This is a genomic window from Williamsia sp., assembly GCF_036566845.1.
Classification (GTDB): domain Bacteria; phylum Actinomycetota; class Actinomycetes; order Mycobacteriales; family Mycobacteriaceae; genus Williamsia.
Genome location: NZ_DATCVM010000041.1, coordinates 1 through 24905, shown reverse-complemented (window position 1 = coordinate 24905; position 24905 = coordinate 1). Strand labels below are relative to the sequence as shown.

The window sequence follows — 24905 nt, the reverse complement described above, 5'->3', positions numbered from 1 at the left end:
CTTTCGGAAAGTATCTTTAGACGGACGACAGTTTGTGGTTTGACTTGTCGTGTGCTCAACCAGTCCCGCGCCCGGGGGTGCGGCGACCTACCGCGGTGAAGCCCTGGTGCTGGCCACCGGTTCGGAGTCGAATTCGCTGCCCGGCCTGCAGCTCGGTGGTCCTGTGATGACGAGTGATCGCGCACTCGAACTCGATTCGGTCCCGGACGGTGTTGTGGTCCTCGGTGGTGGCGTGATCGGGTGCGAGTTCGCCAGTGTCTGGCCGTCTCTCGGCTCCCATGTCACGATCGTCGAAGCAGCCGAGCGACTGCTCCCCACCGAGGATCCCTGGAGTTCCAAGCAGATCGGACGCGCATATCGAAAGCGGCGCATCGATGTTCGCACCAAGACGGCCTTTCGCGCGGTGACCGCCGGATCCGGCGGCGGCGTCGACGTCGAACTCGCCGACGGATCACACATCGAGGCCGATCTGTTGCTCGTCTCGGTCGGCCGCGGACCCCGTACCGCCGCAATGGGATTCGAGGAAGCGGGCATCGACACCGATCGTGGCTTTGTCGTCACCGACGAGTGGTTGCAGACCTCGGTGCCCGGAGTGTTCGCCGTGGGTGACATCGTCGCGGGGCCGCAGCTGGCCCACCGAGGTTTCGCCCAGGGCATCCTTGTCGCCGAACAACTGGCGGGTGTGGACTGTATGCCCATCGCCGACAAGGGAATTCCGCGTGTCACCTACTCCAATCCCGAGGTCGCCTCGGTCGGTCTCACCGAGGCGGAGGCGGTGGCCGAATACGGCGATGTGAGCACAGCCGTCTACGACCTGGGTGGCAACGGCAAGAGCCGGATCCTGCGTACGTCGGGCGGCGTGAAGTTGGTGCGCAAGGGTGACGACGGGCCGGTGGTGGGTATCCATCTCGTGGGCGCCCGCGTCGGGGAACTCATCGGTGAAGCGCAGCTGATCTACAACTGGGAGGTCACAGCCGGCGACGTGGCACCCCTGATCCACGCCCATCCCACGCAGGCCGAGGCCCTGGGCGAGGCACATCTGGCCCTCGCGGGCAAGGCACTTCACGCGCACGGCTGAACGGCCACCGCCCGAAGAAAGAAAACACCATGGCGGGACCAGCAGGCCGGCTCGACGCGGTCGTGGTGTGCGGCGGTCAGTGGCACGACTTCGACTACGCACGGCTGCAGCTGCTTTCGGCGCTGAGTGAGTACGAGAACGTCCGCACCAGGGTCTTCGAGGACTACAACTGCCTCGACGCCCTGGGGTCGGCCGATCTGCTGATCACCTACACCTGCAATCGGGTGCCCGACGACGTGCAGCAGAAGGCATTGGCGGACTTCGTATCCGCAGGCGGTCGCTGGCTGGCGTTGCACGGGACCAACTCGGCGATCGACCGGACGCCCCCCCCGGTTCGCCGAACAAGTACGTGACACCACGAACACTGGGAGACCTTCCCGAGGTTCTCGGCAGTCAGTTCCTCGGACATCCGCCGATTGCGCCCTATCTCGTCGAGATCACCGCGCCCGACCACCCGTTTGTTGTCTGTGTCGAACCGTTCGAGGTCACCGACGAGCTCTACATCAGTGAGCTCCATCCACCTTTCGAAGTACTGGCGCACACCCGTTTCGTCGGTGAGTCAACAGGTTTCGAGGAAGGACATACCACGGTCGACGAGCCGAGGCCGGTGTTGAATCTGAAGGACCACGGCAGCGGAACGGTCTGCTATTTCACGCTCGGGCATTGCCGAGGTCGTTTCGACGTGCAGGATCTGGGCATCGACGATCTGGGCCGGGTCGATCTCGGCAGCTGGGCCGTCCCCGAGTTCCACACCATCCTGCGGCGCTGCCTGGCGTGGGCCGTCACCGGGGAGATCTCCCCGGCGGCCTGATGTCGGCACCGGATGGGGTCGGCACCGGACATCACGCGGATCATGTGATGCCCTCGACGCCGCCAGTTGCTTCACTGGAACGCGGAGATTCCCCAGCTCGGCAGTGACGGGACGATCACCCCGACCGTGAGGAGCGTCGACGTGGACTATGCGGAACATCTGGGGCGACTGAGCATCGATGCCCCCGGGGTCGACGAGCGTGCCGTGGCTCGCGATTCCACCGTGGACGCGAAGACACGTGCGCTCGTGCGTCTCGGCGCGCTCATCACCGCTTCGGCGGCCGAGTCGTCCATCCATCGTGAGATCGACGCGGCCATCGCGGCCGGCGCCGGCGCATCGGAGGTTGTCAGCGTGCTCGACATTCTCATGCCCATCGTCGGGCGGGCGTGCATCGTCAAGGCGGCATCGAAGGTCGCATCGGCGCTGGACGTCGACCTGGACCTCTACTGAGCGGCGTTGACTGCAGCGCGCCGCCGGTTGTCACTCCCCGAGCAGTCCGAGTTCGATCGCCCGTTCGACCGCCGCCGATCGGGTGGTGGTGTCGAGCTTCCGGTAGATCGACTTCACCTGGGTGCTCACGGTGTTCCGCGAGATGAAGAGTCGCTTCCCGATCTCGGCGAGCATCAAATGCGTTTGGAGGTAGGGAAGCAGCCGCATCTCGGCAGGGGTGAGGGGCAGATCGAGGGTCGGCGTGGTGTCCTCGCCGAGAACCATCCGGAACTCCGCCACGTGGTCGGCGAGCGTGCCGACGTGCGGGCGCCGCAGCAGGAGGTCGTCGAGCTCCTTCAGCAGTTGTCTCGCCGACGCCGCGTCGCCCGACCCCGCAAATGCCTTGGCGATCTGAAGACGGGAGCGGATCGCCAGGAACGGTAGAACATGAGTGCAGTGAATTCGTGCACGCATGGCCCGAGCCAGAAAACGGCTGGTTTCAGCGGTATCACCCTGCCGAAGCGCCACCCGTGCGCTCACCGCGAGCGCCAGCGCGGCCGTCGGATAACCATCGAGGTGGTTTTCTTCGATCGCCATCACGGCTGCCTGGGAGTGGCGTACAGCGGCTTCGACCGATCCGGAGTCGAGGGCCAGAATCGCCAGGTCGGCTTCGCTGAGAACAACCGAATCGTGGTTTCCGGCCCGCACCGCGGTGGCGGTTGAGGCGGTCAGGGCGCGTTGCGCCCTCTCGGTGTCACCGGTCAACAAGAACGCCGACCCCAGGAGGTGTAGCGCCACGGACCGCCACGGACTCCACTCGGGTTCGTTCGCCACCCCGTACCTGGCGTCTGCCAGCAGCCGTTCGGGTCCGTTCTCGCAGAGTGCAGCCCGGATCATGGCGCGCGATGACTCGAACGCGACTGATTCCTCGTGTGTGTCGAACTCGAGCCGGGCACGACCGAGTGTCGCCGAGCGTTTTTCCGCCTCAGGCGACTGGCCCCGCAGAATGGCGGTCCACGTGGCGTAGACCATCAGATCCGCTGAGGACTCGACGATCGGCGCGCCGAGTTGGGCAAGCCACCGGTCGACGACGTCGACTCGTCCGCTTTGGTACGTCTGGATTGCCAACGCGGCGACAAGCTCTCCGGCACGTGTCCGCTCGCCCGCCGCCAGATAGTGCTCGATCGCCCGGTCGGGTGAGCTGTCCTGCTCGTACCACTTCGCCGCACGATGATGGAGTTCGGTGAGGCTCGCCGAGTCCCGGCGCGTGAGTTCGCCGAGGAGGAACTCTCTGAAGAGCGCGTGATATCGAAACCAGCGACGCTGCCCGTCGAGGGCGACGATGAAGACATTGCGGGATTCGAGCTCACGTAGAAACGCATGTGAGTCATCGCGATCCAGCATCGCGTCACACAGCGGGCCCGACATCTGATCGAGCACGGCGGTGCGGCACAGGAACTCCTGAAGTCCGGTCGAGAGCCCGGCGACCCCCTCGCCGTAGAGGTAGTCGGACACGAACCGCTCACCGCCGGTGATCTCTCCGATGTCCGACCCGCCGCGCGTCGCCAGCGCGCACAGGTACAGTCCCGTCGCCCATCCCTCGCAACGGTCGACCGCGAGCGCCAGCGCATCGTCGGAGATGCTCACGCTCGCTCCCCGGAAGATCGTCCGGGCGCCGGCGTGATCGATGCGAAGGTCGAGTGGGGTGATCTCGAACGTTGTGCCGTCGACGCGGAGTCGGGCCAGGTATGGCTGCTCGTGGCGACTCGCGAGCACCACCTGCGAACCCGCCGGTACCCCGCCGAGCACGACCTCCAGCACATCGCGGCAGGCATCGGACGATGCGGCGTGGATGTCATCGACGAAGAGGACAAACGGTGCCGGGGCCTGGCCGATCGCGGCAGCGAGCATGGGCGCGGATCGGCCGAGGACGCCGGCCCCCATGCCGCCCATGGACGCGGACACCTCGCGCGCACGAGGTGAGATGTCACCGCAGGCCGTGGCCAGGAGTGTCAGCAGCGCAACGGGATCGTCGTCGAACTCGTCGACCGTTGCCCATGCCACCGCCCGGTTCTCCACGGCCGCCCATTCGGCGAGCATCGTCGACTTGCCGTAGCCCGCAGGCGAGGTGAGGGCGACAACTCTGGCGCGGCTCGCGCACGCACGATCGATGACCGCTCGGCGGCTCACCGCACCGGCGCGTCGTGGTCTGACAGACGTCTTCGTCGCCAGCAGGTGGTGGCTCAGGCTCCGCTCGGATGCCGCGGCGCCGAGATCCCAATCAAGCACGGATGAATCCTATTCGTCATTCCTTCTCGCGCACAATCTCTGGAAGACGCCACGTCATGTCGAACCACGGCTCGAGCGGGCCATAGATACGGAGCACGGGCCACCAGGACTTACCGGGGAGGGTCGGGATCCAGTTGGCTTCCCTGCCTTTCGGAGCGGTCGGGCCGAACCACAGCACGTACGAGCCGTCGTCTTCGCTGCGGAACTCTTCCGAGAGGCTCGCCAACGCGGGGTACGGCGCCGACTGCAACAGCGACCGGGTCTGCGTGTCGTACACGTCGACCGACCAGAAGTTCTTTGCCGGTGGATTCGCGGGAATGGTCAGCGAATAGGTCGCGGCTCCGTCGAGGAGTGCGCCGTCGGCATCCTCCGCCGTGTAGATGTAGGCGGAGCCCGCACCGACCTGGGCGTGCGCCATCGCCGGGGTGATCACCGTCGCCGCATAGTGAAAGAGTGTGCGCGCGTCCATATTTCGCGCGCCACCGTTGAGGAACTCGTAGCTGCCGCCGACGAAGGGGTTCTTCCACGATGACCCTTCCCAGCGGAAGGTCTCGGGATCGCGGGGCTTGTAGACAATGGCGCGCGACATCGCCGCACCGGTGCGAGCCGCGTTGTCGAGGACTCCCCGCAGGCGCGCGTCCGGTGCGAAGGGCTTCCCGTGCACGATGCCGAGCGTCGCAAGGGTGCCCGCGCGTTCCGGGTCGAGAGCGGTGACCGGCTCCTCCGCGACGAGCTGGGCGATCTCTTCGAAGAACGAGAAGTTGTTGGAGTGCACGGTATTGATCGACTGTTCGGCGACGTTCACGAACGTGTTCTCCGGCGCGGCGGCGGCGTCGCTCAAGCGGTAGATGCGGGACTGCTTGATGGCGGGAACACCGCCGAGAGCCCGGATCACCACGAAGTTCGTGAAGGTCGGGCTCTCGTAGGTGTAGTAACCGTCTGGACGCTCGCCGTCGTAGCCCGGGGGTAAGAAGAGGTACTTGCCTCCCGCGCCCTGGTCCGGGCCGGGTATACCCATGTCGGCGACGTACCGGAACCAGAAGTCGTCGACGACGGAAAGTGACTGCGGGGGCACCTCGATGACGGTGGGCCCCCACGCCTTCAGGTCGAGGAAGGTGATTCCGTACGTCGTCTCGGTGTTCGGTGTGAGGAAGATCGGATCCGATGTGCACCTCGGATCGGTGTATCCGATCTTGTCGGGCGAATCGATCCCGGCCGAGCGCAGGCCGCGCCGCATGGCGACCAGAGATGCGCCGGGAACCGTGTCGAGGAACGCGGTGATCCCGCGAACGAGGTCGAGTCCGTCGAAGATCTGCTGGACGGACGCGGGTTGGGGCACGCCGTCGAAGAACTCGAAGTCGCCGAACGGTGTCGTCAGCCGGTCGGGTGTGGAGACGTGTTCAACCTCCGCCGCGAGTTGGCCCTTCGTCAGCCCTGGGCCCTTGATTCCTTCGATTGCCATGTCTCATCTCCTCGTGAAATCAATACTTCGCGAGCTTGTCAGAGACGAAGGGCGACGGCATCACCCGCTGTGTGTGAGCTGTACCGGAAGATCAGATGTCGGTCGGGCGGTCGAGAACTCAACTGATCGCACTCTTGTGGACCGGGTGAGAGTCTGCGTAAAAAGGTGGTCCACCGGCCCTGCGGGGGATCAACCGGTGGACCACCTTTTCCGTTGCCTGCGGGTTGATGCCGGCGAACGGGGTATCAGTACGAGGCGGTGCCTCCGCCGACGCTGATCAGCGCTCCGGTGATGCCGGCGGTGCCCACCTCGCGGGCGATCGACTTCGTCATCCTGTTGATCGTCGATCCGGCCGAACGTGGCCACGGTCTGCTCGATGAAGTCCTCGACATCGTTTTGCACGGTCACGTCGCCGGGGAAGAACGCGGCGCGGTCACCGACACCGAAGTCGGCCAGAGCTTTATCGCCCTTCTCGTTTGAACGACCGTTGAGTGACACCTTCGCGCCTTCTGCCAAAGCCGCCTCGGCGATACCGCGACCGATTCCTGTGTGCCGCCTGTGATGGCAACGACCTTGTCTTGCAGTTTCATCGAGGGTCTCCTCTACGCTTTCGGGCTGGACCACCGACAAGTAACTTGTGATCGACTACAATATCTCATGTAGAGTGCCATAAGTCATAGGCAAGTCAATTCGGAATAAAGAAACTGCCCGTCGCGGCGCGATCGGCGAGAGCAGAGACGAGATACACATGTCCGAGCAGTGTTGGTTGGTAGACACCGATCCGAGCAACCGTCTCCCCGTCTACACACGGCTCAATACGAGCGATTCCTGTCGGATCCGATCACGCCCCTGGGCGCCGATCTGGGTTGGATCCAGAACGTCCTGCCGGGATGGAACTTCGGTTGCGCCAGCCTCGGTAGCTGTTCCCTGGCAGAGAATGGGGTCGGCAGGTGGCCGCCGCACGCCACCGGGCCTGACGGTGGCGGTGCTCATAACCTATCCAAATAGTAGTGAATGTCAGAAACGACCCAATAACATGTACAGAATTGAATCCGCATAGTTACTTGACATAGACTCGTCTAAGGTGGCTAGGGTTGCGTGTGATGGGCGTGGCCTCGCGGTCAACGTCGGCGAAGGTGAGTCGACGCTCTCCGTCGATCACTGCGGTGACATCGGGATGGCGGGCTGCGGTGCGCTGGAGGAAATGGCCCACCGGACGGTCCTGCCAGTATCCGGACGCGCGGAATGACTGTGCGACTTCGGCATTCGGTGGCCGAGACGGCAACATCCGGGACCTCCTGTACTCCTCCGCATACTTTTCTGACAGCGACTGCAGTATCTAAATTAGCAAACTATGTACAGAGTTGCCGTGCATCACACTCGGAGCTGGGTAAGGTCTCGATGACACGTTCTATTGCGTGACCGACCAGTTGGGGGCCAAATGACCGTCGATGACAACTCCGGGCCGCGTGCCCGCACGCCGAAGATCTCGGCTCGTGTGGCGAATCTGATCGCTGACGAGATCCTCGGCGGGGGGATCGTCGAAGGTCAGCGCCTGCCCACCGAAAAAGAGATGGTGGCCGACCACGGCGTCGCGAGGACCACCGTTCGCGAGGCGCTACGTCTGCTCGAGAGCCGCGACCTGGTGACGATCAAGTCGGGCATCGGCGGCGGACCGGTGGCCAAGCGCCCAGAGCTGGAGTCGCTCGGCAACACGATGAAGTTGTTCCTGCAGATCGACGGCGCCAACATCAGCGATGTCATCGATGTGCGGCTGATGCTCGAACCCATCGTGGCCCGGGAGGCTGCGGCCAACGTCACCGACAAACAGATCGAGGTGATGCAGACCGCGCTCGACCGCATGCATGAGGATCCCGGCGACTACTCCAACTTTCAGGAGAACAATGCCGTGTTTCAGCGCAGCGTGTATGAGGCCGCGGGTAACCCCGTCCTGAAGATCGTGATGGAGACGCTCTGGCTGCTGGTGCGCGACGCCGAGCCCAACGAGCACCCGATGGCCACTCGGCTCGCTGCGGTCGAGATGCAACAGGACGTGCTCGACGCGATGCGGGAGCGGGACTCCGAGGCCACTGCTGCGGCCATGAACGCATTCAACGAGGAATCCGCGAAGTACTACCGGCGCCGTCTGGCGGACATCATCTCGCGCCCCGTGCACTGGCAGATGTGAAGCCAGCCGGAACTCCGAAAGTGGTGGGCTTTGGCGAGCATTTTCCCAGGTCAGCATCGCCATAACCCACCATTTTCGGGTGGCCTCTTGGTTCTGTCAGTTGTCGAGCTGTATCAGGCGTCTGCACCGATGATGAAGGCCTCGAGCTGCTTGCGCGCGACGTCGTCGGCGAGCTGCTCCGGCGGGCTCTTCATCAGGTAGGCCGAAGCCGGGAGGATGGGTCCACCGATGCCGCGATCCTTGGCGATCTTGGCTGCGCGAACGGCGTCGATGATGATGCCGGCCGAGTTGGGGGAGTCCCAGACCTCGAGCTTGTACTCCAGGTTCAGCGGCACGTCGCCGAAGGCACGGCCTTCGAGGCGGACGTAGGCCCACTTGCGGTCGTCGAGCCACTCGACGTGGTCCGAAGGTCCGATGTGGACGTTCTTGTCGGAGATCTTGTTGGCCAGTGCACCGGTCAGGTTGGAGGTCACGGCCTGGGTCTTCGAGACCTTCTTGGACTCCAGGCGCTCACGCTCGAGCATGTTCTTGAAGTCCATGTTGCCGCCGACGTTCAGCTGATACGTGCGATCGAGGGTGACGCCGCGATCTTCGAACAGCTTCGCCATGACGCGGTGGGTGATGGTGGCACCGACCTGGCTCTTGATGTCGTCGCCGACGATCGGAACGCCGGCATCGGCAAACTTCTTGGCCCACACCGGGTCGCTGGCGATGAACACCGGGAGGGCGTTCACGAAGGCGACGTTGGCGTCGATGCAGCACTGTGCGTAGAACTTGTCGGCCTCTTCCGAACCGACGGGCAGGTACGAGACGAGGACGTCGACCTTGTTGTCCTTCAGGACCTGGACCACGTCGACGCCGGTGCCGTCGGCCTCGGTGATGGTCTCGCGGTAGTACTTGCCGAGACCGTCGAGGGTGTGGCCGCGCTGGACGTTGACGCCGGTCGGCGGCACGTCAGCGATCTTGATGGTGTTGTTCTCGCTGGAGAAGATGGCGTCGGAGAGGTCGAAACCGACCTTCTTGGCATCCACGTCGAACGCGGCGACGAACTGCACGTCGCGGACGTGGTACTGGCCGAACTTCACGTGCATGAGGCCGGGAACGTTGGCGTTCTCGTCGGCGTCTTGGTAGTACTGCACGCCCTGGACCAGGGATGAGGCGCAGTTACCAACGCCAACAATCGCCACGCGAACTGAATTGTTGTCACCCATGGTCGGGTTCCCCTTCTTTGTGTGGTGTTACTGAGGTTGTTTCGGGTTCTGCAATGACCGTTTCCGAAGGCAACGGGCCGGGGTTTCTCGACACTGTTGTCGAATCCTCGGTCCGCTCCGAACCTTCGGCGGCGATGAGCTCGTTGAGCCAGCGGACTTCACGTTCGCTGGACTCGAGACTCAACTGATGGAGCTGCTTGGTATAGCGATCGACTGTGCGGTTCGAGCGACCGACAGCCTCTCGGAGTCCCTCGCGGCGCTCTTCCACTTGCCGTCGCCGACCCTCGAGGATGCGCATGCGCGCCTCCGCAGGGGTCCGGCTGAAGAATGCGAGGTGCACTCCGAAGCCATCGTCGGTGTAGTTCTGCGGGCCGGTGTCTGCGAGCAGTTCGGCGAACCGCTCCCGTCCCTTCGGGGTCAATGCGTAGACGCGGCGAGCACGTCGCTTCAAGGTCCCCGGTACACCCGAATCCTCAGCGATCAAACCGTCCGCCTGCATTCGGCGCAGCGACGGGTACAGCGATCCATACGAAAACGCGCGGAATGCGCCGAGCAGGCCGGTGAGCCGCTTGCGCAACTCGTAGCCGTGCATCGGCGACTCGAGGAGCAACCCCAGTACTGCGAGTTCGAGCATCGGGATGACACCTCCTCCGACGTGTTGCAGAAACCTGTGCGACTGATGCTACACACATATGTATCGCGCCGATATAACCGGTGTGGCGTCATGGGCTGACCTGTGCAGATCCGCAGTGTCCCCGCCGCCGACCGTGCCGAAATCACCGCCGACCGGGCCTCAAGTCCCGCCGACAGGGTCGAACGTGGTGCCGACGTCGATCGTTGGGCGCGGTCAGTGGTTGGAAAGGCCCGGTCGACGGGGTCAGGGGCCCGCTCGGCGGAGGGGGTGACGAGTGTGGTGTCGGCGGTCACTGCGGGCAACGATGAACGTCTGCTGGTCGGAGCCACGTACTCTTGACGAGTGCGATTGCAGCGACAGGTGGTGGACTACGCGCTTCAGCGGAAGTCCCGGCTGGCCGAGGTCTACGCCGGGCGTACCGGTGTGGCCGAGGTCTGCGACGCCAGCCCCTATCTGCTGCGGGCGGCCAAGTTTCATGGTCTGACCAGTTCGGAACGTTGTCCGATCTGCCGAAAAGAGCAGGTCACGATCGTTTCCTGGGTGTTCGGCGAGAAACTTGGGCAGATTTCAGGTTCGGCCCGTACAAATGAAGAGATTCAGCGCCTGGCCCTGAGCCAGGAAGAGTTCTCGGTACATGTGGTGGAAGTGTGCCGCACCTGCAGCTGGAACCATCTGGTCCAGTCGTACGTGTCGGGATTGCCACCGCGGCCACCGGTGCGGCGGACCCGTCGGGTTGCCGGCAGTCGGGCATCGAACAACAACGCGACCACCGGTCGTTCCGGGAACGTGGACGCCGATGGGGGCCCAGCAGGTATGGGCACAGAAGGTATGGAGAAGTATCTGTGAGTAACGGCCCTGACGGACCGAACCGGTCCGGTTGGACCACCGACGCGGGTGACGCGCGCCAAACGGCGCCTCCCGGTCGGAGTCCGGTGCAGAAGAAGCGGACCTGGCAGAAGGTTGTCGCGTGGATCCTCGGGCTCGGTGGCGCATTGCTGCCGGGCTTCGTTCTGGTGATGGCCGCGGTGTTCCTCTTCACCTACGCAGATGTGACCGTGCCCGCACCCGGCGACATCAAGCAGAGTCAGGTCGCGACCGTGGTCGACACCAACGGCGGTGAGATCGCCCGGATCGTCCCCGCGGAAGGCAATCGCACCGACGTCCCGATCGAAGACATCCCGATGGTGCTCCAGCAGGCCGTCATCGCCGCCGAGGATCGCGAGTTCGAGGAGAACGCGGGCTTCTCGATCAGCGGTTACGGCCGGGCCGTGGTCGGCAAGATCACCGGCAACGAAAGCGCAGGCGGTGGCTCGACGATCACCCAGCAGTACGTCAAGAACGTCCTGACCGGCGATGAGGCGAGCTACCAGCGCAAGTTCCGCGAACTGGCGATCTCCACCAAGATGGCCAACGAGTGGTCCAAGTCGGAGATCATGGCCGCCTACCTCAACACCATCTACTTCGGCCGCGGAGCCTACGGTGTGGCCGCGGCATCCAAGGCGTATTTCAACAAGGACATCCGCGACATCACGTTGCCCGAGGCGGCGGTGCTGGCCAGTTCCATCCGGTCGCCCTCGTACTACGATCCGGCCACCAATCTGGAAGCCGCCCAAGGTCGTTGGCAGTACGTGCTCGACGGCATGGTCAGTACCGGTGCGATCACCGAGGAAGAAGCTGCGGCCCAGCAGTACCCCGACGTCGTCGAGCAGCAGGCCCAGACCGGCGACCCGGCCAGCGACGGACCCAACGGGCTCATCAAACGCCAGGTTCTTGCCGAACTCGGCGGCCTCGACATCTCCGAAGACGAGATCCGCACCGGCGGCCTGAAAATCACCACCACGATCGATCCGCAGGTGCAGAACGCGAACGTCCAGGCAGCCAACGGCTCGCTGGAAGGCGAACCGAAGGATCTGCGCACCGCGGTGGTCTCGGTGGATCCGCGCAGTGGCGCCGTGAAGGGCTACTTCGGTGGCAACGACGGCAACGGCTTCGACTACGCGCAGGCCGATCTGCAGACCGGCTCGTCGTTCAAGGTCTTCGCGATGGTGGCCGCTCTCGAGCAGGGCATCGGACTGTCGAAGACGTACAGCTCGGCGCCGTTCGAGAGCTCCGGCGTGACCATCAACAACTCGGACGGCGAGTCCTGCGGTAGCTGCAACCTGGCGACCGCGATGAAGATGTCGCTCAACACCGTGTTCTACCGGCTGATGATGGACCTCAACGGAGGCCCCAACGCGGTCGCCGACGCCGCTCATCGCGCCGGCATCCCGGAGACACGTCCCGACGGCACCGCAACCCTGCAGAACGAGGACGGTGGCGTCGAAGGCGGTGTGGTGCTGGGTCAGTACGACTCGCGTGTCATCGACATGGCGTCGGCGTACGCAACGCTGGCGGCGTCCGGGATGTACCACACGCCGCACTTCGTGCAGAAGGTCGAGAACTCGAAGGGCGACGTGCTCTTCGAACGCACCGACAACCAGGGTGAACGCCGGCTCCCGGCCGAGGTCGCCGACAACACCACCGCCGCACTACAGCCGATCGCCGCGTACTCCAACGGCAACGCCCTCGACGGGGGTGAGCGGCCGTCTGCCGCCAAGACCGGCACCACCCAGCTCGGGGACACCGGGATGAACAAGGACGCCTGGATGGTCGGTTACACGCCGCAGCTGTCCACGGCGGTCTGGGTCGGCACCGACAACGGCACCGAATTGGTGAACTACTCCGGCTCCACGATCTACGGTTCGGGACTGCCCGCGCAGATCTGGCGCACGGCGATGAACTCCGCGCTCGAGGGACAGCCGATCGAGGACTTCCCCAAACCGGCTGCGATCGGTGGCGTGTCGGGTATTCCGTACGAGGCCCCGGTTCAGACATCGACACCGACCACCCGCAGCACGGCGCCGCCCACGACCACCGAGACGACGACCAGCCGGCCCGGTCTGACCTTGGCGCCGGGCATCGTCCTTCCGTTGCCGGGTGGGCCGAACGAGGAACCGGACCCCGAGACCGAGACCGAACCGGAGACCGAGACGGAACCGGCCGTGCCCTCTGACGAGGGCGGGCCGCCCACCAGGAATCCGTAGGCGGGTTGTGGCTACCGAGGGGGAGCCGGGGGGGTCTGCGGTGCCGGGCGAACACCAGGTGCCGCAGCGGGAGGCAGATCCCGACGACAACCACCCCACCGCCGCGCTGAACCTGTTCGATTCGCCGGGGGAGTACGCGGCGGATCGGCGTGAGGTCACCACCCGCGACCTGCCCAGTCGCACCGACCCCGTCGTCGCTCCCGGCAGTATTGTGATCGGCGGTCCGATCGGCTTGCACGCCGTGGTCGGGCGCAGCCGCACCTGGACCCCGGTTCGGGTACTGATGCTGATCGCATTGGTGTTCCTGGCCCTTGGTTGGTACGCGAAGGCCGGGTGTCTGCAGCAGGCCCCCAACGCCGACACCGGGGAGATGGGCCTGGACTGGGACAACCGGCGGCAGTACACCGCAATGTGTTACGCCGACACCATCCCGCTTTACAGCGCAGAACGCCTCGACGAGGGCGCCTTCCCGTACAAGACATCCTGGTACGAGGACGACGGCGCCGGCGGGCAGCAGCAGCGGTTCATGGAGTACCCGGTGGTCACGGGCATGTTCATGTACGCCGCCGCCCAGACCGCACAGGGGTGGGCGTGGGCGCACGAGAACTGGGGTGTGCCTGCGGCATTGGACGTTGTACTGTTCTTCAACCTGGTGGCCTTGGGGCTGGCGTTGTGCTGGCTGGTGATCATCTGGGCGACGGCGCTCACGGCGCAGCGGCGGGTGTGGGCGGCGGCGCTGGCCGCGGCGTCACCGCTGGTGATCGTGCACATTTTCACGAACTTCGATGCCGTCGCCATCGCGGCGCTCTCGGTGGCCATGCTGGCATGGTCCCGTCGAAACCCTTGGCTCACCGGGATCTTCCTGGGCATAGGCATGTCGGCGAAGCTGTATCCGGGGCTGTTGCTGATCCCGTTGCTGGTGTTGTGCCTGCGCGCGGGCAAGGTTCGGGACTTCGGTGTGACCGCGGCGCTGACGGCTGCGACGTGGCTGTTGATCAACCTGCCGATCATGATCACGCACTACCGGGGTTGGACCGAGTTCTTCCGGTACAACTCCGATCGCGGCACCGACCCCGACACCCTGTTCAACGTCATCTCGCAGATCACCGGCTATCAGTGGGGCAATCAGGCAGGTCAGCCACCGGCTCTGCTCAACGCCATCAGCATGGGTCTGTTCATCCTCGTCTGTCTTGCCGTGGTGTTCATCGGATTCCACGCGCCGATGCGTCCACGTCTGGCGCAGTTGATGTTCCTGACCGTGGCCGGCTTCCTGCTGGTGAACAAGGTGTGGAGCCCGCAGTACTCGCTGTGGCTGGTGCCGTTGGCGGTGCTGGCATTGCCGCATACGCGAATCCTGTTGGGCTGGATGCTGATCGACGCACTGGTCTGGGTGCCGCGGATGATGTGGTACCTGTACAAGGAAACCGGCGACGGGCTCGACGAACCCTGGTTCCTGTCGATGGTGGTGATTCGCGACCTGGCCGTGATCGGTCTGTGTGTGATGGTGATCTGGCAGATCTATCACCCCGTGGAAGACCTCGTCCGCCGCGGTCGGGGATGGCGCAGCATCGTGGTCGACGACCCCGGTGGCGGAGTCCTGGACAACGCATCGGACCGGATGCCGTGGCCCCGTCGATCGACCAAAACTGTTGCTCGAGAAGCTGATCCCCCGACCGAGGCGTTCGAGACGGCTGCCCGGGTCTGACGGCGGATCAGGGCCTCGTCATCTCAGCGTGCGCTGTTCGAGTGCGGCCTTCGCGGCCGGCCAGTCGACGTCGGTCATCGCATACTGCGCCGTGGTGCGCCACAGGGAAGGTCGAGGGCCGTTGTGCGGTGTCTGCTCCGGCGGTCCGGGGAGCGCCCGGTGCTTGCGTAGGAGTCCTTCGAAACCCGCGCCCAGCTTGGCGATCCCGGCGCGGGACTGGGCATTTCGCTCGTCGGTGTGCCACACAACCCGGACCACACCGAGTTGTTCGAAGGCCCGCTGCAACAGCAGGAGCTTGGCGTCGGGGTTGACCGTGGTGCCCTGGACCGCGGTCGAATACCAGGTATGACCGATCGCCAGCGCCCAGCTCGCGGGCGCGATGTCGTAGAAACTGGTGGACCCGACGATCCGCCCGCTGTTGTTGTCGACCACCGCAAACGCCACCCGGTCGGGGGTGTGGTGAGCGGTCTGGATGTAGCGGGTGGCGCTGTCGACGTCGGTCGGGACGGTTGTCCATCCGTAGGCTTCCGGCCGGTCGACGGCGGCAGATAATTCTGCTGCGTCGGACAAGGCCAACGGGCGCAGGGTGACTCGGGTTCCGGTCAGGACAGGTGCGGTGAACCAGCTCATGCCGGAACGGTAGCGCCTACGGACTTCTCCGGCGAAGCGATTTTCGGCGGTACCCGTAGCGGAGCTCCGACGAAGTGGTAGATCAGGATCAGCAGGCACACCGCATGCGACCAGACGCCCAGCTGGACACCGCCCATCACCCACCACGTCATGTCGTCGCCACGGGTGAGGATGCCGAACATCCGGAAGATGGTGAGGTCGAGGGCGATGTCGCCGATCAGATAGAGCACGATGATCCGCCAGTCGACGGCGAGCAACACGAAGAACGGCAGGATCCACAGTGTGTACTGCGGTGAGTGCACCTTGTGGAAGAGCATGAACGCGGCCAACATCGCGGCGCTCGTGCCGACCCACGGAAAGACGTTGCCCTGCTGCCAATGCCGAACACCGAACCACACGGCTGCGGCCATCCCGACGATGATCAGCAGCGGTGAGGCAACACCGACGACCGAGTTGTAGAGACTGCCCGGATCCTGTGGTCCGTCGCCGACGAGATGGCGCAGGCCCCAGTACCAGATGGAGTTGGTGTCGACGTCGGCCTTGCGTTTGCCCTGGAACGTCAGCGACGCCTTCCAACCGTCGAATCCGGCGATCATGAACGGCAACTGCACGGCGATCACCGTCGCGATCGCCACGCCGACCACACCGCCGGCGCCCTTCCAGTCCAGTTCGGATTTCGAGACCTGGGCCGGACGGAGTGCCCGGGTGAGCACGAGGATCGCCAGCGGTACGACAAACAGTCCGGGGTAGATCTTGAGACAGAATCCGATCGCCAGGACAAACGATGTCCAGCACGCGCTCGTCCGCAACGACAGCCAGGGCGATCCCGTCCGGGGATTCATGCGTGCACCGAACACCATGATCGCCACGGCGACGACCGTGGTTGCGACGACCGGGAGTTCCCAGTTGTGGAGCGCGTAGAGGATCAGCGCCGGCGCGGCCGCCCACAGAAGCACCCACCAGCGGGCCAGGAGCGCGAGCAGGATGACGATCAGAACACCGAATGGCGCGATGAGCAGAGCCGACTGGAAGAGGAAGTCGGAGTCGGTGTGAGCGCCGCTGGCGCCCAAGTACATCAGCAGCCCTGACAGCACCGGGTACTCGACAACACCGCCGAAGAGCACGCCGTTGTCAGTGATGCCGCCGTGGATGAACGGGAAGACGTGGTTGTTGATGTCCCGACCGATCCAGAGGAACTGGAGATCGGAGTAGCACGGCATGATGATCTCGCCGGTCCCGACCGGCCAGTGAGCGCTCCGGCCGAACTCGTCGAACGGTGCTCCGCCGCAGGTCGCCTTGCCGAGATAGCCCAGCCACATGAACAGTGAACTGATCACCAGCGCGATGAGCAGGATCAAAACCAGTTCGCCGCGACCCGAGCTCAGACGCGTGCGCCAGGACGGTTTGTCGGGAGTCGTCAGTTCCCACGTTGAAGGGACCGGCGGCGAAGGCATGGGCTACAGGGTAGGAGATGGGATGGCGCACCGGCGGTGCCACCCATGGGGGTCGACGGGATTTCGCTGGTCAAGGTCACGTGGGGTACCCTGGGCCGGTTGCCGACGCAGGCGACCCTCCTGCCACGGAACGTCCGTGGCCGACCTAGTCCATAGGAGGTGATGAGGTCTTATGCGTCACTACGAATTGATGGTCATTCTTGACCCCAACCTGGATGAGCGAACAGTTGCTCCATCGTTGGATACTTTCCTCAATGTGATTCGCCAGGATGGCGGAAATGTTGCAGGCGTCGATGTCTGGGGCAAGCGTCGTCTTGCTTACGAAATCCTCAAGCACACTGAGGGTATCTACGCAGTTGTCGATCTGAACGCGGAACCGGCGACGGTCTCCGAGCTCGATCGCCAGCTCAAGCTGAACGAGTCGGTGCTCCGCACCAAGGTGATGCGCGTGGACGAGCGTGCCAAGGTGCGACGGGCAAAGATTGCTGCCAAGTTCGCCGCCAAGGCCGCGGCCAAGCCGCCGAAGGTAGCCAAGTAGCTATCTGGTGTTCATGGAGAACCGAACGTTCTCCGCGAACGTCCTAGTGCGTGTCGGTGCCGGGCTCTAGGCTCCTTTCACAAAGGGGCTCGCTCGGTGCACATCGACCCCAAACCACTGCGCAACCGCAACTGATCTCGGGAGATACACATGGCAGGCGATACCGTCATCACCGTCGTTGGAAACCTGACAGCCGATCCGGAACTCCGGTTCACACCGTCCGGTGCCGCTGTCGCGAACTTCACCGTGGCCTCCACGCCGCGCACGTTCGACCGGCAGACCAATGACTGGAAAGACGGCGAAGCACTGTTCATGCGGTGCAACATCTGGCGCGATGCGGCAGAAAATGTTGCCGAATCTCTCACCAAGGGCTCGCGGGTGATCGTGTCCGGCCGGCTCAAGCAGCGGTCGTACGAAACCCGTGAGGGCGAGAAGCGCACAGTGGTGGAACTAGAGGTCGACGAGATCGGTCCCTCACTGCGTTACGCCACCGCCAAGGTCAATCGGGCCTCACGCGGCGGCGGAAGTGGCGGAGGCGGCGGCAACTTCGGATCCGGCGGCGGCGGTGGAAACCGTGGCGGTCAGGGCAACTCGAATGCAGCTGCATCGAACGACGATCCGTGGGGCAGTGCTCCCGCGAGTGGATCGTTCGGTGGCGGGGACGACGAACCACCGTTCTGACGAACATTTCCAGACACCATCGGGTCACCCCGAGCGTCTGAACATTTTGGAGTAAGTACACATGGCTGGAAAAGCTAAAGGCGGACGGAAGGTCCGTGGCGCAGAAAAGGTTGTGAAGGCCAAGGCCTGCACCTTCTGCAAAGAGAAGAACCTACTGATCGACTACAAGGACACCGCGCTGCTGCGTCGTTTCCTGTCGGATCGTGGCAAGATCCGCTCGCGTCGGGTCACCGGTAACTGCGTCCAGCATCAGCGTGACGTGGCCATCGCGGTGAAGAACTCGCGTGAGGTCGCCTTGCTGCCCTTCACCTCCACCTCTCGATAAGCGGAAAGGACCAAGAACATGAAACTGATCCTCACCGCAGAGGTTGAGAACCTGGGCGTCCCCGGCGACACCGTCGAGGTCAAAGACGGCTACGGCCGTAACTTCCTGCTCCCGCGCGGACTGGCGATCGTTGCCACCCGCGGTGCAGAGAAGCAGGTCGAAGGCATCCGTCGTTCACGTGCAGCCCGCGAAGTTCGCGGTGTCGAGCACGCCAACGAGATCAAGCAGGCCATCGAAGGGCTCTCCGAGGTCAAGCTGGGTGTCAAGACTCATGACTCCGGCAAGCTGTTCGGTTCTGTGACCGTCAACGATGTTGTCGGTGCGATCAAGACCGCCGGTGGACCGGTGCTCGACAAGCGCAGCATCAACCTGCCCAAGGGGCACATCAAGGCCACCGGTAAGTACCCGGTTGTGGTCAGCCTTCACAACGACATCGTTGCGAAGTTCGACCTGACCGTGGCTGCTGCCGAGTAGTCGCTGTTCTACAAGAAAGACCCCCGGCCGGTTGGTCGGGGGTCTTTCTCGTAGTTGGGGCCACCCTCGCCCGCTGCCCACCCGTTTTTGCGTCATCCAGCCACAATTGTGGCTGGGCCGTGCGAAAACGGGTGGGCGAGAGGCAAGATGGGTGAGTCGTCAGGATCAGACTGTGCAGAGTGGCCGGATCTCGTTCGACCCACCGGTGGTCGGTGAAGTGAGGATCAGGCAGGCGTTGTAGCCGTCATCCTCGGCGACCTTGCGGATTTCCTTCCACCGCTCGGCGCTGACCGCCGGTTCACGGGACAACACAAACGCCGACGTGCGCGTCGGGTTGCCGACAAACGCCCATGAGTAGTCATCGGCGATATGGGAGACCACGTAATTCGTGGGGCCGCTCTTGGACTCCTGCGACGGGACTCCGGGGAAGCTGACGTGTAACTGCGCGCCGGTGACGGTGTCGTTGACACGTGCGTTGCCGACGATCCGGTTCAGATCGTTGGTCCAGGTGGTGCAGGTGTTCTCCACCCGGATGTTCGCTGGGTCGATCAGCTGGTAGTTGGCCTGGGTGTCGCGGGCGCAGATGAGATTGAACGGTTGCGGAAGTGCCGCAATCTGATTCCAGGTACCGAGATAGCGCTGGGTGTCGAGTTTCGCAACCGGCTTCAGCGGCGGTGGGGCGGAGCTGGTGTCGGCGGATGCCGGTGCGGCGCAGGCGAGTGCGAACACCACCGCCAGGCCTGCGGTCACCAGTTGACTGATTCGTCGAGATGAAAACGCCATATTGTCGTCTCCTACTTCGAGAGCGGTTCTAACTGTGAGTGTGGACGCGCTTGTGTATCCACGTTGCCGGGCCACCAGATCCGTGGCCCGATCAGACTGAAGATCGCCGGTATCACCACCGTGCGTACCAGGAAGGTGTCGAGCAGGATGCCGATTCCGACAATGATGCCGAGCTGAGTGAGTGTGATCAGCGGGAGAATGCCCAACACGCAGAACACTGCGGCCAACACGATCCCGGCACTGGTGATCACGGCGCCGGTCGCGGCGACGGCCCGCACGATCGCGTCGCGGGTTCCGTGGCCGGGGGTCTCCTCACGTGCTCGGATCACCAGGAACATGGTGTAGTCGATACCCAGCGCGACCAGGAACAAAAACGAGTAGAGCGGCACGTTGTCGTCGAGGGCCGGGAAACCGAAGACGTGTTCGCTGATGAGGCTGCCGATACCGATCGCGGCGAGGGTGCTCAGGACTGTGGTCGCAACCAGCAGCACGGGCGCCACCAGGGCTCGAAGGAACACAACGAGGATGATGAACACGACGGCGAGGATCAGCGGGATGATCACGAATCGGTCTGTGGCAGCGGCATTTCGGGTGTCCAGCGCTTGGGCGTCAGAACCACCGACCAGTGCGTCCGCGCCTGCGACGTCGCCGGTGGACGAGCGTAGGTCGTCGATGATGTCGAAGGCCTGCTGCGATGCCGGCGCGGCGTCGATCACGACTGACCACTTGGTCCATCCGGTGTCGGACTGCCCATTCTCGGTGGCGGAGACGACACCGCCGGTGTTGTCGATGGCGGCCTGAACCTGTTCTGCCGAACCGGTTTTTGCCACCACAGTGGTCGGATCCGCCTGACCGGGCGAAAAGTGTTCGGCGAGAACGTCGTAGCCATCCACGGAATCGGAGCTTGTTCGGAACTGTTCGGTCTGAGACAGTCCGATGTTGGCGCCGGCCAAGCCGAGCGCGCAACCGATGAGCACGGTCAGGGCGACTGCCAGCACGCGTACCGGATGTCGGGAGACGCCGCCGGCGATCCGGAACCACACACCGCCCTCGGTGGGGATCGGGTCACCGACTGTGGGGACAAACGGCCAGAACACGCGAGTTCCGAAGAGTGCCAACACCGGTGGCAGCACCAGAAGGGCGAACAGTACGGCGATCACCAGGCCGGCGGCGGCAAGGGCGCCGAGGCTGCGGGTGCTGGGCAGTACGGCGAACAGCAGGGTCAGCAACGCCAGGACGACGGTGGCGTTGGACGCCAGGATCGCCGGGCCGGCGTGGCGCACCGCGTGCTGGAGTGCGATCCGGTGCTCGGGTTCGGCGCGGAGTTCCTCCCGGTATCGGGAGATCAGCAGCAGCGCGTAGTTGGTACCGGCGCCGAAGACCAGAACGCTGGTGATACCGGCGGTGGAACCGTCGAACGACAAGTCGGTGAGCTCGGACAGCCAGGTGCCGATCGAGTTGGCCAACCGGTCGGCGAACGCGATGACGATGAGGGGAATCAGCCACAGGGTCGGTGACCGGTAGGTGACGATGAGCAGGATCGCCACCACCAGGGCGGTCACGGCAAGCAGTGTGGTGTTCGCGCCGGAGAACGCGTTGGCGGTGTCGGCGCCGAAGGCCGGGCCGCCGGTGACGTGGCTCTCGAGGCCGGCGGGCAGTCCGTTGTCGGCAGCAGCGCGGAGTTCGTCGACGAGGTCGGTGAGTTCGAAGCCGCTGAGGTCGGTGTTGACCGGGGCGATCGAGATCGCGGCCATACCGTCGGGAGAGGTGATGACCGGCGGGCCTGCCGGGGCATCGGCGGGCACGGATCTTTCGATGGCGAGCATGCGCTCCTGGGCGGCGACCACGGCTTGCTGATCGGCCGAGGTCAACGGTGTGCCGTCTGTGCGTTCGACCACCAGCACCGCGGGGGCGACACCGGCGTCGGGGAACTCCTCGAGAATGTCTTTCACCTGAGCCGAATCGGCAGATGCTGGCAGCGACTGGGGCGCTTGGCCGGCGGAGTCGTTCTCGCCGATCAATCCCATCGCGCCACCGGCGAGGATCAAGACGACCAGCGCGATCAACCACGACCGGCGTCCGGTGACGGCCGCGGCGAACCCGTGCCAGGGGGTGCGAGAATCGATGGGGTGTTCGGTGGTCGCCATTGCAAAACCGTCTCACATACTCAACTATTGAGCAACTAAACTATTGGTTCGCTGAGGCGGCCGTCAGGAGGAACAACGGTGTCCGACCGACCGCCGATCGATGACACACGCGGGGCTCTGGAAGCCCGGATGTCTGCCGACCTGCAGAAACTGAACTCCGAATCGGATCAGATCTCGCGGGTCTTCGCGCAACGGAACAACCTCACCGCAAACGACTTTCGTGCGCTTCTGTATGTCATGGTCGCGGACTCCAACGGTGAACCGCTGACCGCCGGTGCGCTGGGTCAGCGAATGCAGGTGACCGGCGGTGCAGTGACCCACCTGGTGGAGCGGATGATCGCGAGCAAGCACATCCGGCGAGCGCCGCACGAGCACGACCGTCGAAAAGTCATGTTGCACTACGACGATCACGGGATGTCCGTAGCACGGGGATTCTTTTCTCCGCTCGGCGCGCATATGCGCGAAGCCTTTGCGGACCTACCGGACGCCGACCTCGAAGCCGCGCACCGCGTCTTCGAGGCGATGTGCGGTGCCATGCAGACCTATTCGGCAGAACTGGCCGCCGACGACAAGTGAGGCAGGCGGCGGCTCGCTGTCACCGTTGATCGGCAGGCAGGAACTTCGGGTCGGAGTTGGCGTCGTGCCACTGGTCGCCGGGCGGGTAGACGAACTTGAACCAGAACGCGGTGATGGTGAATGCGCGCGGTCCGGCAACACACGTCACGCCGACAGGGCTTACCGCACAGGTTGATCCGTCGAGAGTGATGGATTGTCCGATGTCGAGAAGGGGCGCCTTGAACCATCCGTGTGGCGTGGTTCGGTAGCTGGTGTCGGAGGGAGTCCATTTGGGGCCGATCTGTCCGCCGGAGATCGCAACGCCGACGTTCCCCGGCGGTGCGGTCTTCGGGTGTCCGCTGCAGCCGTTGTAGCCGTAGCCGGGGCCGAGCGCGCAGGTGCGTCCGCTGGGGGTGACGAAGAAGGTGCGGCCGTTGTCGGCGTAGTCGGGGGAGCGGTAAGGCCCAGGATCAACCGCAGAGTATCCGGACAGATCGGGCAGCTGGTGGTAGTCGGGGGTGGGAGCCGCCGAGGCCACCGATCCCGTTGTCAGCACCGCCGCCGCGGCCAGCGCAGCGATCACCCCAAGTATCTTTCGCACGAACGCCTCCCCGCAATCGATGCCGTGAACACATCATTGCACCACTTTGCTCGCGCCCACGTGGCCGGTTCGGCGTCAGAGCAGGAATGATCGTGACGATCAAGTTTCTTGGCGGAGCGAAGTCTCCGGTTGTTTGACCACACGAAGTGCCTGCGCCACCCGTGATTCACCCTGAGTCAAACCGAACACGCCCGAAATCGGACATCTCGGGACACGCCGCAAGAATGCTATCCACAGTAACTAAAATCTCCAAACACCACCTGAGCTGCGCATATGCCAACTGTGATATGTGTTATCCACAAGTTCCACACAGGGCGCTAACAAGATGCGTCGGACGGTCCACAGTTGGTCAACAGGATGGTCCACAGGTCCATTTGGTCGGATTGGCACCACCCCTTAGTGTCTGCCGGAGTGTGTCGAATCGAGTCGGCTCCGGCATGCCTGCACCGCCTTGTCGGACAGGCCTGCGAGACTTGAACCGAACAAACGAGCGAAGGGTGGCGTCTTGGCCGTCGTTGATGACCGCGGACATGCTGAAGCTAGGGATCAGGCACCGCCGAGCGAGGATTTTGGTCGTCAACCCCCGCAGGACATGGCTGCAGAGCAATCCGTCCTGGGCGGCATGATGCTCTCGAAAGACGCCATTGCCGACGTCCTCGAGAAGCTGCGTCCGGGCGACTTCTACAAGCCCGCCCATCAGGCCGTGTACGACGCCGTCCTCGACCTGTACGGCAAAGGTGAGCCGGCCGACGCTGTTACCGTGGCCGGTCAGCTCGACCGCATGGGTGAGCTGCGTCGAGTGGGCGGTGCGCCGTATCTGCACACGCTGATCTCCACGGTTCCCACTGCCGCCAACGCCGGCTACTACGCCGAGATCGTTGCCGAGAAGTCGATCCTGCGGCGACTCGTCGAGGCCGGTACGCGCATCGTGCAGTTCGGCTACGCCGGTGCCGACGGCCAGGACGTGGCCGAAGTGGTCGACCGCGCGCAGGCCGAGATCTACGAGGTCACCGAGCGCCGGACCACCGAAGACTATGTGCCGCTGGAAGAGTTGCTGCAGCCGACGATGGACGAGATCGACTCCATCGCATCGGCCGGCGGCATGTCCAAGGGTGTGCCGACCGGCTTCCATGACCTCGACGAACTCACCAACGGGCTGCATCCAGGCCAGATGATCATCGTCGCGGCCCGACCAGGTGTGGGCAAATCGACTCTCGCCATGGACTTTTTGCGGTCCTGTTCAATCAAGCACGGCTATGCCAGTGCCATGTTCTCGCTGGAAATGAGCAAAACCGAAATCGTCATGCGCCTGCTGTCCGCCGAGGCGAAGATCAAACTCGGTGACATGCGCGCCGGCCGGATGAGCGACGACGACTGGACGCGGTTGGCGCGACGCATGGGTGAAATCTCCGAGGCGCCACTGTTCATCGACGACTCGCCCAACCTCACGATGATGGAAATCCGTGCCAAGGCAAGGCGTATGAAGCAGAAGCACGATCTCAAACTCGTCGTGATCGACTACATGCAGCTGATGTCATCGGGTAAGAAGGTCGAGTCCCGTCAGCAGGAAGTCTCCGAATTCTCCCGCAGCATCAAGCTTTTGGCGAAAGAGATCGAAGTTCCGGTGGTCGCGATCAGCCAGCTGAACCGTGGTCCCGAACAACGTACCGACAAACGTCCCCAGGTGTCCGACCTTCGCGAATCGGGATCACTGGAACAGGACGCCGACATGGTCATCCTGCTCCACCGCCCCGACGCCTTCGAACGCGACGACCCACGCGCCGGCGAAGCGGATATCATTGTGGGCAAACACCGTAACGGACCGAC

General features: G+C 64.0%; 22 protein-coding genes and 3 pseudogenes. 15 read left to right on the top strand and 10 right to left on the bottom strand.

Annotated features, from left to right (window positions below):
- Positions 1 to 76: 76 nt before the first annotated feature.
- The 4 genes and pseudogenes from VIQ49_RS03665 to VIQ49_RS03650 all read left to right on the top strand — a co-directional run.
- Positions 77 to 1078, top strand: a pseudogene (locus VIQ49_RS03665) (FAD-dependent oxidoreductase); the annotation flags it as partial.
- A gap of 29 nt (positions 1079 to 1107) precedes the next feature.
- The gene (locus VIQ49_RS03660) at positions 1108 to 1431 is read left to right on the top strand and encodes a hypothetical protein (protein ID WP_331880859.1); all 324 of its coding nucleotides are present in this window, start codon (positions 1108 to 1110) and stop codon (positions 1429 to 1431) included.
- Entirely contained in the window at positions 1428 to 1889 is a 462-nt protein-coding gene (locus VIQ49_RS03655; protein WP_331880857.1) for a ThuA domain-containing protein, read from the top strand. Before VIQ49_RS03660 ends, VIQ49_RS03655 begins: the two co-directional genes overlap by 4 nt.
- A 141-nt stretch (positions 1890 to 2030) precedes the next feature.
- Complete coding sequence (locus VIQ49_RS03650) at positions 2031 to 2339, top strand: hypothetical protein (RefSeq protein WP_331880854.1); 309 nt, start codon at positions 2031 to 2033, stop codon at positions 2337 to 2339.
- 30 nt (positions 2340 to 2369) lie between these two features.
- Here the strand turns inward: VIQ49_RS03650 and VIQ49_RS03645 are convergent, their stop codons facing one another.
- The 3 genes from VIQ49_RS03645 to VIQ49_RS03635 form a co-directional block, all read right to left on the bottom strand.
- On the bottom strand, positions 2370 to 4607 hold the full coding sequence (locus tag VIQ49_RS03645) for a LuxR C-terminal-related transcriptional regulator (RefSeq protein WP_331880851.1): 2238 nt from the start codon (positions 4605 to 4607) through the stop codon (positions 2370 to 2372).
- A 16-nt stretch (positions 4608 to 4623) separates the two neighbouring features.
- Positions 4624 to 6069, bottom strand: a complete 1446-nt coding sequence (locus VIQ49_RS03640; RefSeq protein ID WP_331880849.1) for a DUF1254 domain-containing protein — start codon at positions 6067 to 6069, stop codon at positions 4624 to 4626.
- Between the two features lie 189 nt (positions 6070 to 6258).
- On the bottom strand, positions 6259 to 6567 hold the full coding sequence (locus tag VIQ49_RS03635) for a hypothetical protein (protein ID WP_331880847.1): 309 nt from the start codon (positions 6565 to 6567) through the stop codon (positions 6259 to 6261).
- A gap of 586 nt (positions 6568 to 7153) precedes the next feature.
- Here VIQ49_RS03635 and VIQ49_RS03630 point away from each other — a divergent pair.
- Both VIQ49_RS03630 and VIQ49_RS03625 read left to right on the top strand, forming a co-directional pair.
- A complete protein-coding gene (locus tag VIQ49_RS03630) occupies positions 7154 to 7318 on the top strand; it encodes a hypothetical protein (protein WP_331880845.1) in 165 nt (54 codons plus the stop codon).
- Positions 7319 to 7510: 192 nt separating this feature from the next.
- Positions 7511 to 8257: a FadR/GntR family transcriptional regulator gene (locus VIQ49_RS03625; RefSeq protein WP_331880842.1), complete on the top strand. Its 747-nt coding sequence runs from the start codon at positions 7511 to 7513 to the stop codon at positions 8255 to 8257.
- A gap of 113 nt (positions 8258 to 8370) precedes the next feature.
- Here VIQ49_RS03625 and VIQ49_RS03620 read toward each other — a convergent pair whose 3' ends face one another.
- Positions 8371 to 9468 carry an inositol-3-phosphate synthase gene (locus VIQ49_RS03620; protein ID WP_331880840.1) on the bottom strand — a complete coding sequence of 366 codons (1098 nt, stop codon included), beginning with the start codon at positions 9466 to 9468 and terminating at the stop codon, positions 8371 to 8373.
- Complete coding sequence (locus tag VIQ49_RS03615) at positions 9461 to 10102, bottom strand: PadR family transcriptional regulator (RefSeq protein ID WP_331880838.1); 642 nt, start codon at positions 10100 to 10102, stop codon at positions 9461 to 9463. The genes VIQ49_RS03620 and VIQ49_RS03615 overlap by 8 nt, the downstream gene beginning before the upstream one ends.
- A gap of 348 nt (positions 10103 to 10450) precedes the next feature.
- On the opposite strand from VIQ49_RS03615, the pseudogene VIQ49_RS03610 reads away from it, so the two are divergent.
- The 3 genes and pseudogenes from VIQ49_RS03610 to VIQ49_RS03600 form a co-directional block, all read left to right on the top strand.
- Positions 10451 to 10840, top strand: a pseudogene (locus tag VIQ49_RS03610) (DUF5318 family protein); the annotation flags it as partial.
- Positions 10841 to 10944: 104 nt separating this feature from the next.
- A complete protein-coding gene (locus VIQ49_RS03605; RefSeq protein ID WP_414731566.1) occupies positions 10945 to 13185 on the top strand; it encodes a transglycosylase domain-containing protein in 2241 nt (746 codons plus the stop codon).
- Positions 13186 to 13225: 40 nt separating this feature from the next.
- Positions 13226 to 14890, top strand: coding sequence for a glycosyltransferase family 87 protein (locus VIQ49_RS03600; RefSeq protein ID WP_414731565.1), 1665 nt, complete (start codon positions 13226 to 13228; stop codon positions 14888 to 14890).
- An 18-nt stretch (positions 14891 to 14908) separates the two neighbouring features.
- On the opposite strand, the gene VIQ49_RS03595 is transcribed toward VIQ49_RS03600, so the two are convergent.
- Positions 14909 to 15520 carry a GNAT family protein gene (locus VIQ49_RS03595; RefSeq protein ID WP_331880836.1) on the bottom strand — a complete coding sequence of 204 codons (612 nt, stop codon included), beginning with the start codon at positions 15518 to 15520 and terminating at the stop codon, positions 14909 to 14911.
- Positions 15517 to 16974, bottom strand: a complete 1458-nt coding sequence (locus VIQ49_RS03590) for a hypothetical protein (RefSeq protein WP_331880834.1) — start codon at positions 16972 to 16974, stop codon at positions 15517 to 15519. Before VIQ49_RS03590 ends, VIQ49_RS03595 begins: the two co-directional genes overlap by 4 nt.
- A 172-nt stretch (positions 16975 to 17146) precedes the next feature.
- Between VIQ49_RS03590 and rpsF the strand changes: the two are divergent.
- The 4 genes and pseudogenes from rpsF to rplI form a co-directional block, all read left to right on the top strand.
- Positions 17147 to 17422 (top strand): annotated as a pseudogene (gene rpsF / locus VIQ49_RS03585) (30S ribosomal protein S6); the annotation flags it as partial.
- Positions 17423 to 17662: 240 nt separating this feature from the next.
- Positions 17663 to 18193 (top strand): single-stranded DNA-binding protein, encoded by a 531-nt coding sequence (locus VIQ49_RS03580; protein ID WP_331880832.1) that lies wholly within the window; start codon positions 17663 to 17665, stop codon positions 18191 to 18193.
- Positions 18194 to 18254: 61 nt separating this feature from the next.
- Entirely contained in the window at positions 18255 to 18518 is a 264-nt protein-coding gene (rpsR, locus tag VIQ49_RS03575) for a 30S ribosomal protein S18 (RefSeq protein WP_020106984.1), read from the top strand.
- Between the two features lie 18 nt (positions 18519 to 18536).
- The gene (gene rplI, locus VIQ49_RS03570; protein WP_331880829.1) at positions 18537 to 18992 is read left to right on the top strand and encodes a 50S ribosomal protein L9; all 456 of its coding nucleotides are present in this window, start codon (positions 18537 to 18539) and stop codon (positions 18990 to 18992) included.
- 165 nt (positions 18993 to 19157) lie between these two features.
- Here rplI and VIQ49_RS03565 read toward each other — a convergent pair whose 3' ends face one another.
- Together VIQ49_RS03565 and VIQ49_RS03560 are read right to left on the bottom strand one after the other, a co-directional pair.
- The gene (locus tag VIQ49_RS03565) at positions 19158 to 19775 is read right to left on the bottom strand and encodes a lipocalin family protein (RefSeq protein WP_331880826.1); all 618 of its coding nucleotides are present in this window, start codon (positions 19773 to 19775) and stop codon (positions 19158 to 19160) included.
- 11 nt (positions 19776 to 19786) lie between these two features.
- Positions 19787 to 21922 (bottom strand): MMPL family transporter, encoded by a 2136-nt coding sequence (locus tag VIQ49_RS03560; RefSeq protein WP_331880824.1) that lies wholly within the window; start codon positions 21920 to 21922, stop codon positions 19787 to 19789.
- Positions 21923 to 22051: 129 nt separating this feature from the next.
- Here VIQ49_RS03560 and VIQ49_RS03555 point away from each other — a divergent pair, with 129 nt between their 5' ends.
- Positions 22052 to 22498 (top strand): MarR family winged helix-turn-helix transcriptional regulator, encoded by a 447-nt coding sequence (locus VIQ49_RS03555; protein WP_331880904.1) that lies wholly within the window; start codon positions 22052 to 22054, stop codon positions 22496 to 22498.
- Between the two features lie 19 nt (positions 22499 to 22517).
- Here the strand turns inward: VIQ49_RS03555 and VIQ49_RS03550 are convergent, their stop codons facing one another.
- Positions 22518 to 23078, bottom strand: coding sequence for a hypothetical protein (locus VIQ49_RS03550; protein WP_331880821.1), 561 nt, complete (start codon positions 23076 to 23078; stop codon positions 22518 to 22520).
- Between the two features lie 505 nt (positions 23079 to 23583).
- Here VIQ49_RS03550 and dnaB point away from each other — a divergent pair.
- Positions 23584 to 24905 (top strand): replicative DNA helicase (dnaB, locus tag VIQ49_RS03545; RefSeq protein WP_331880818.1); only part of this gene is annotated, 1322 nt, incomplete at its 3' end.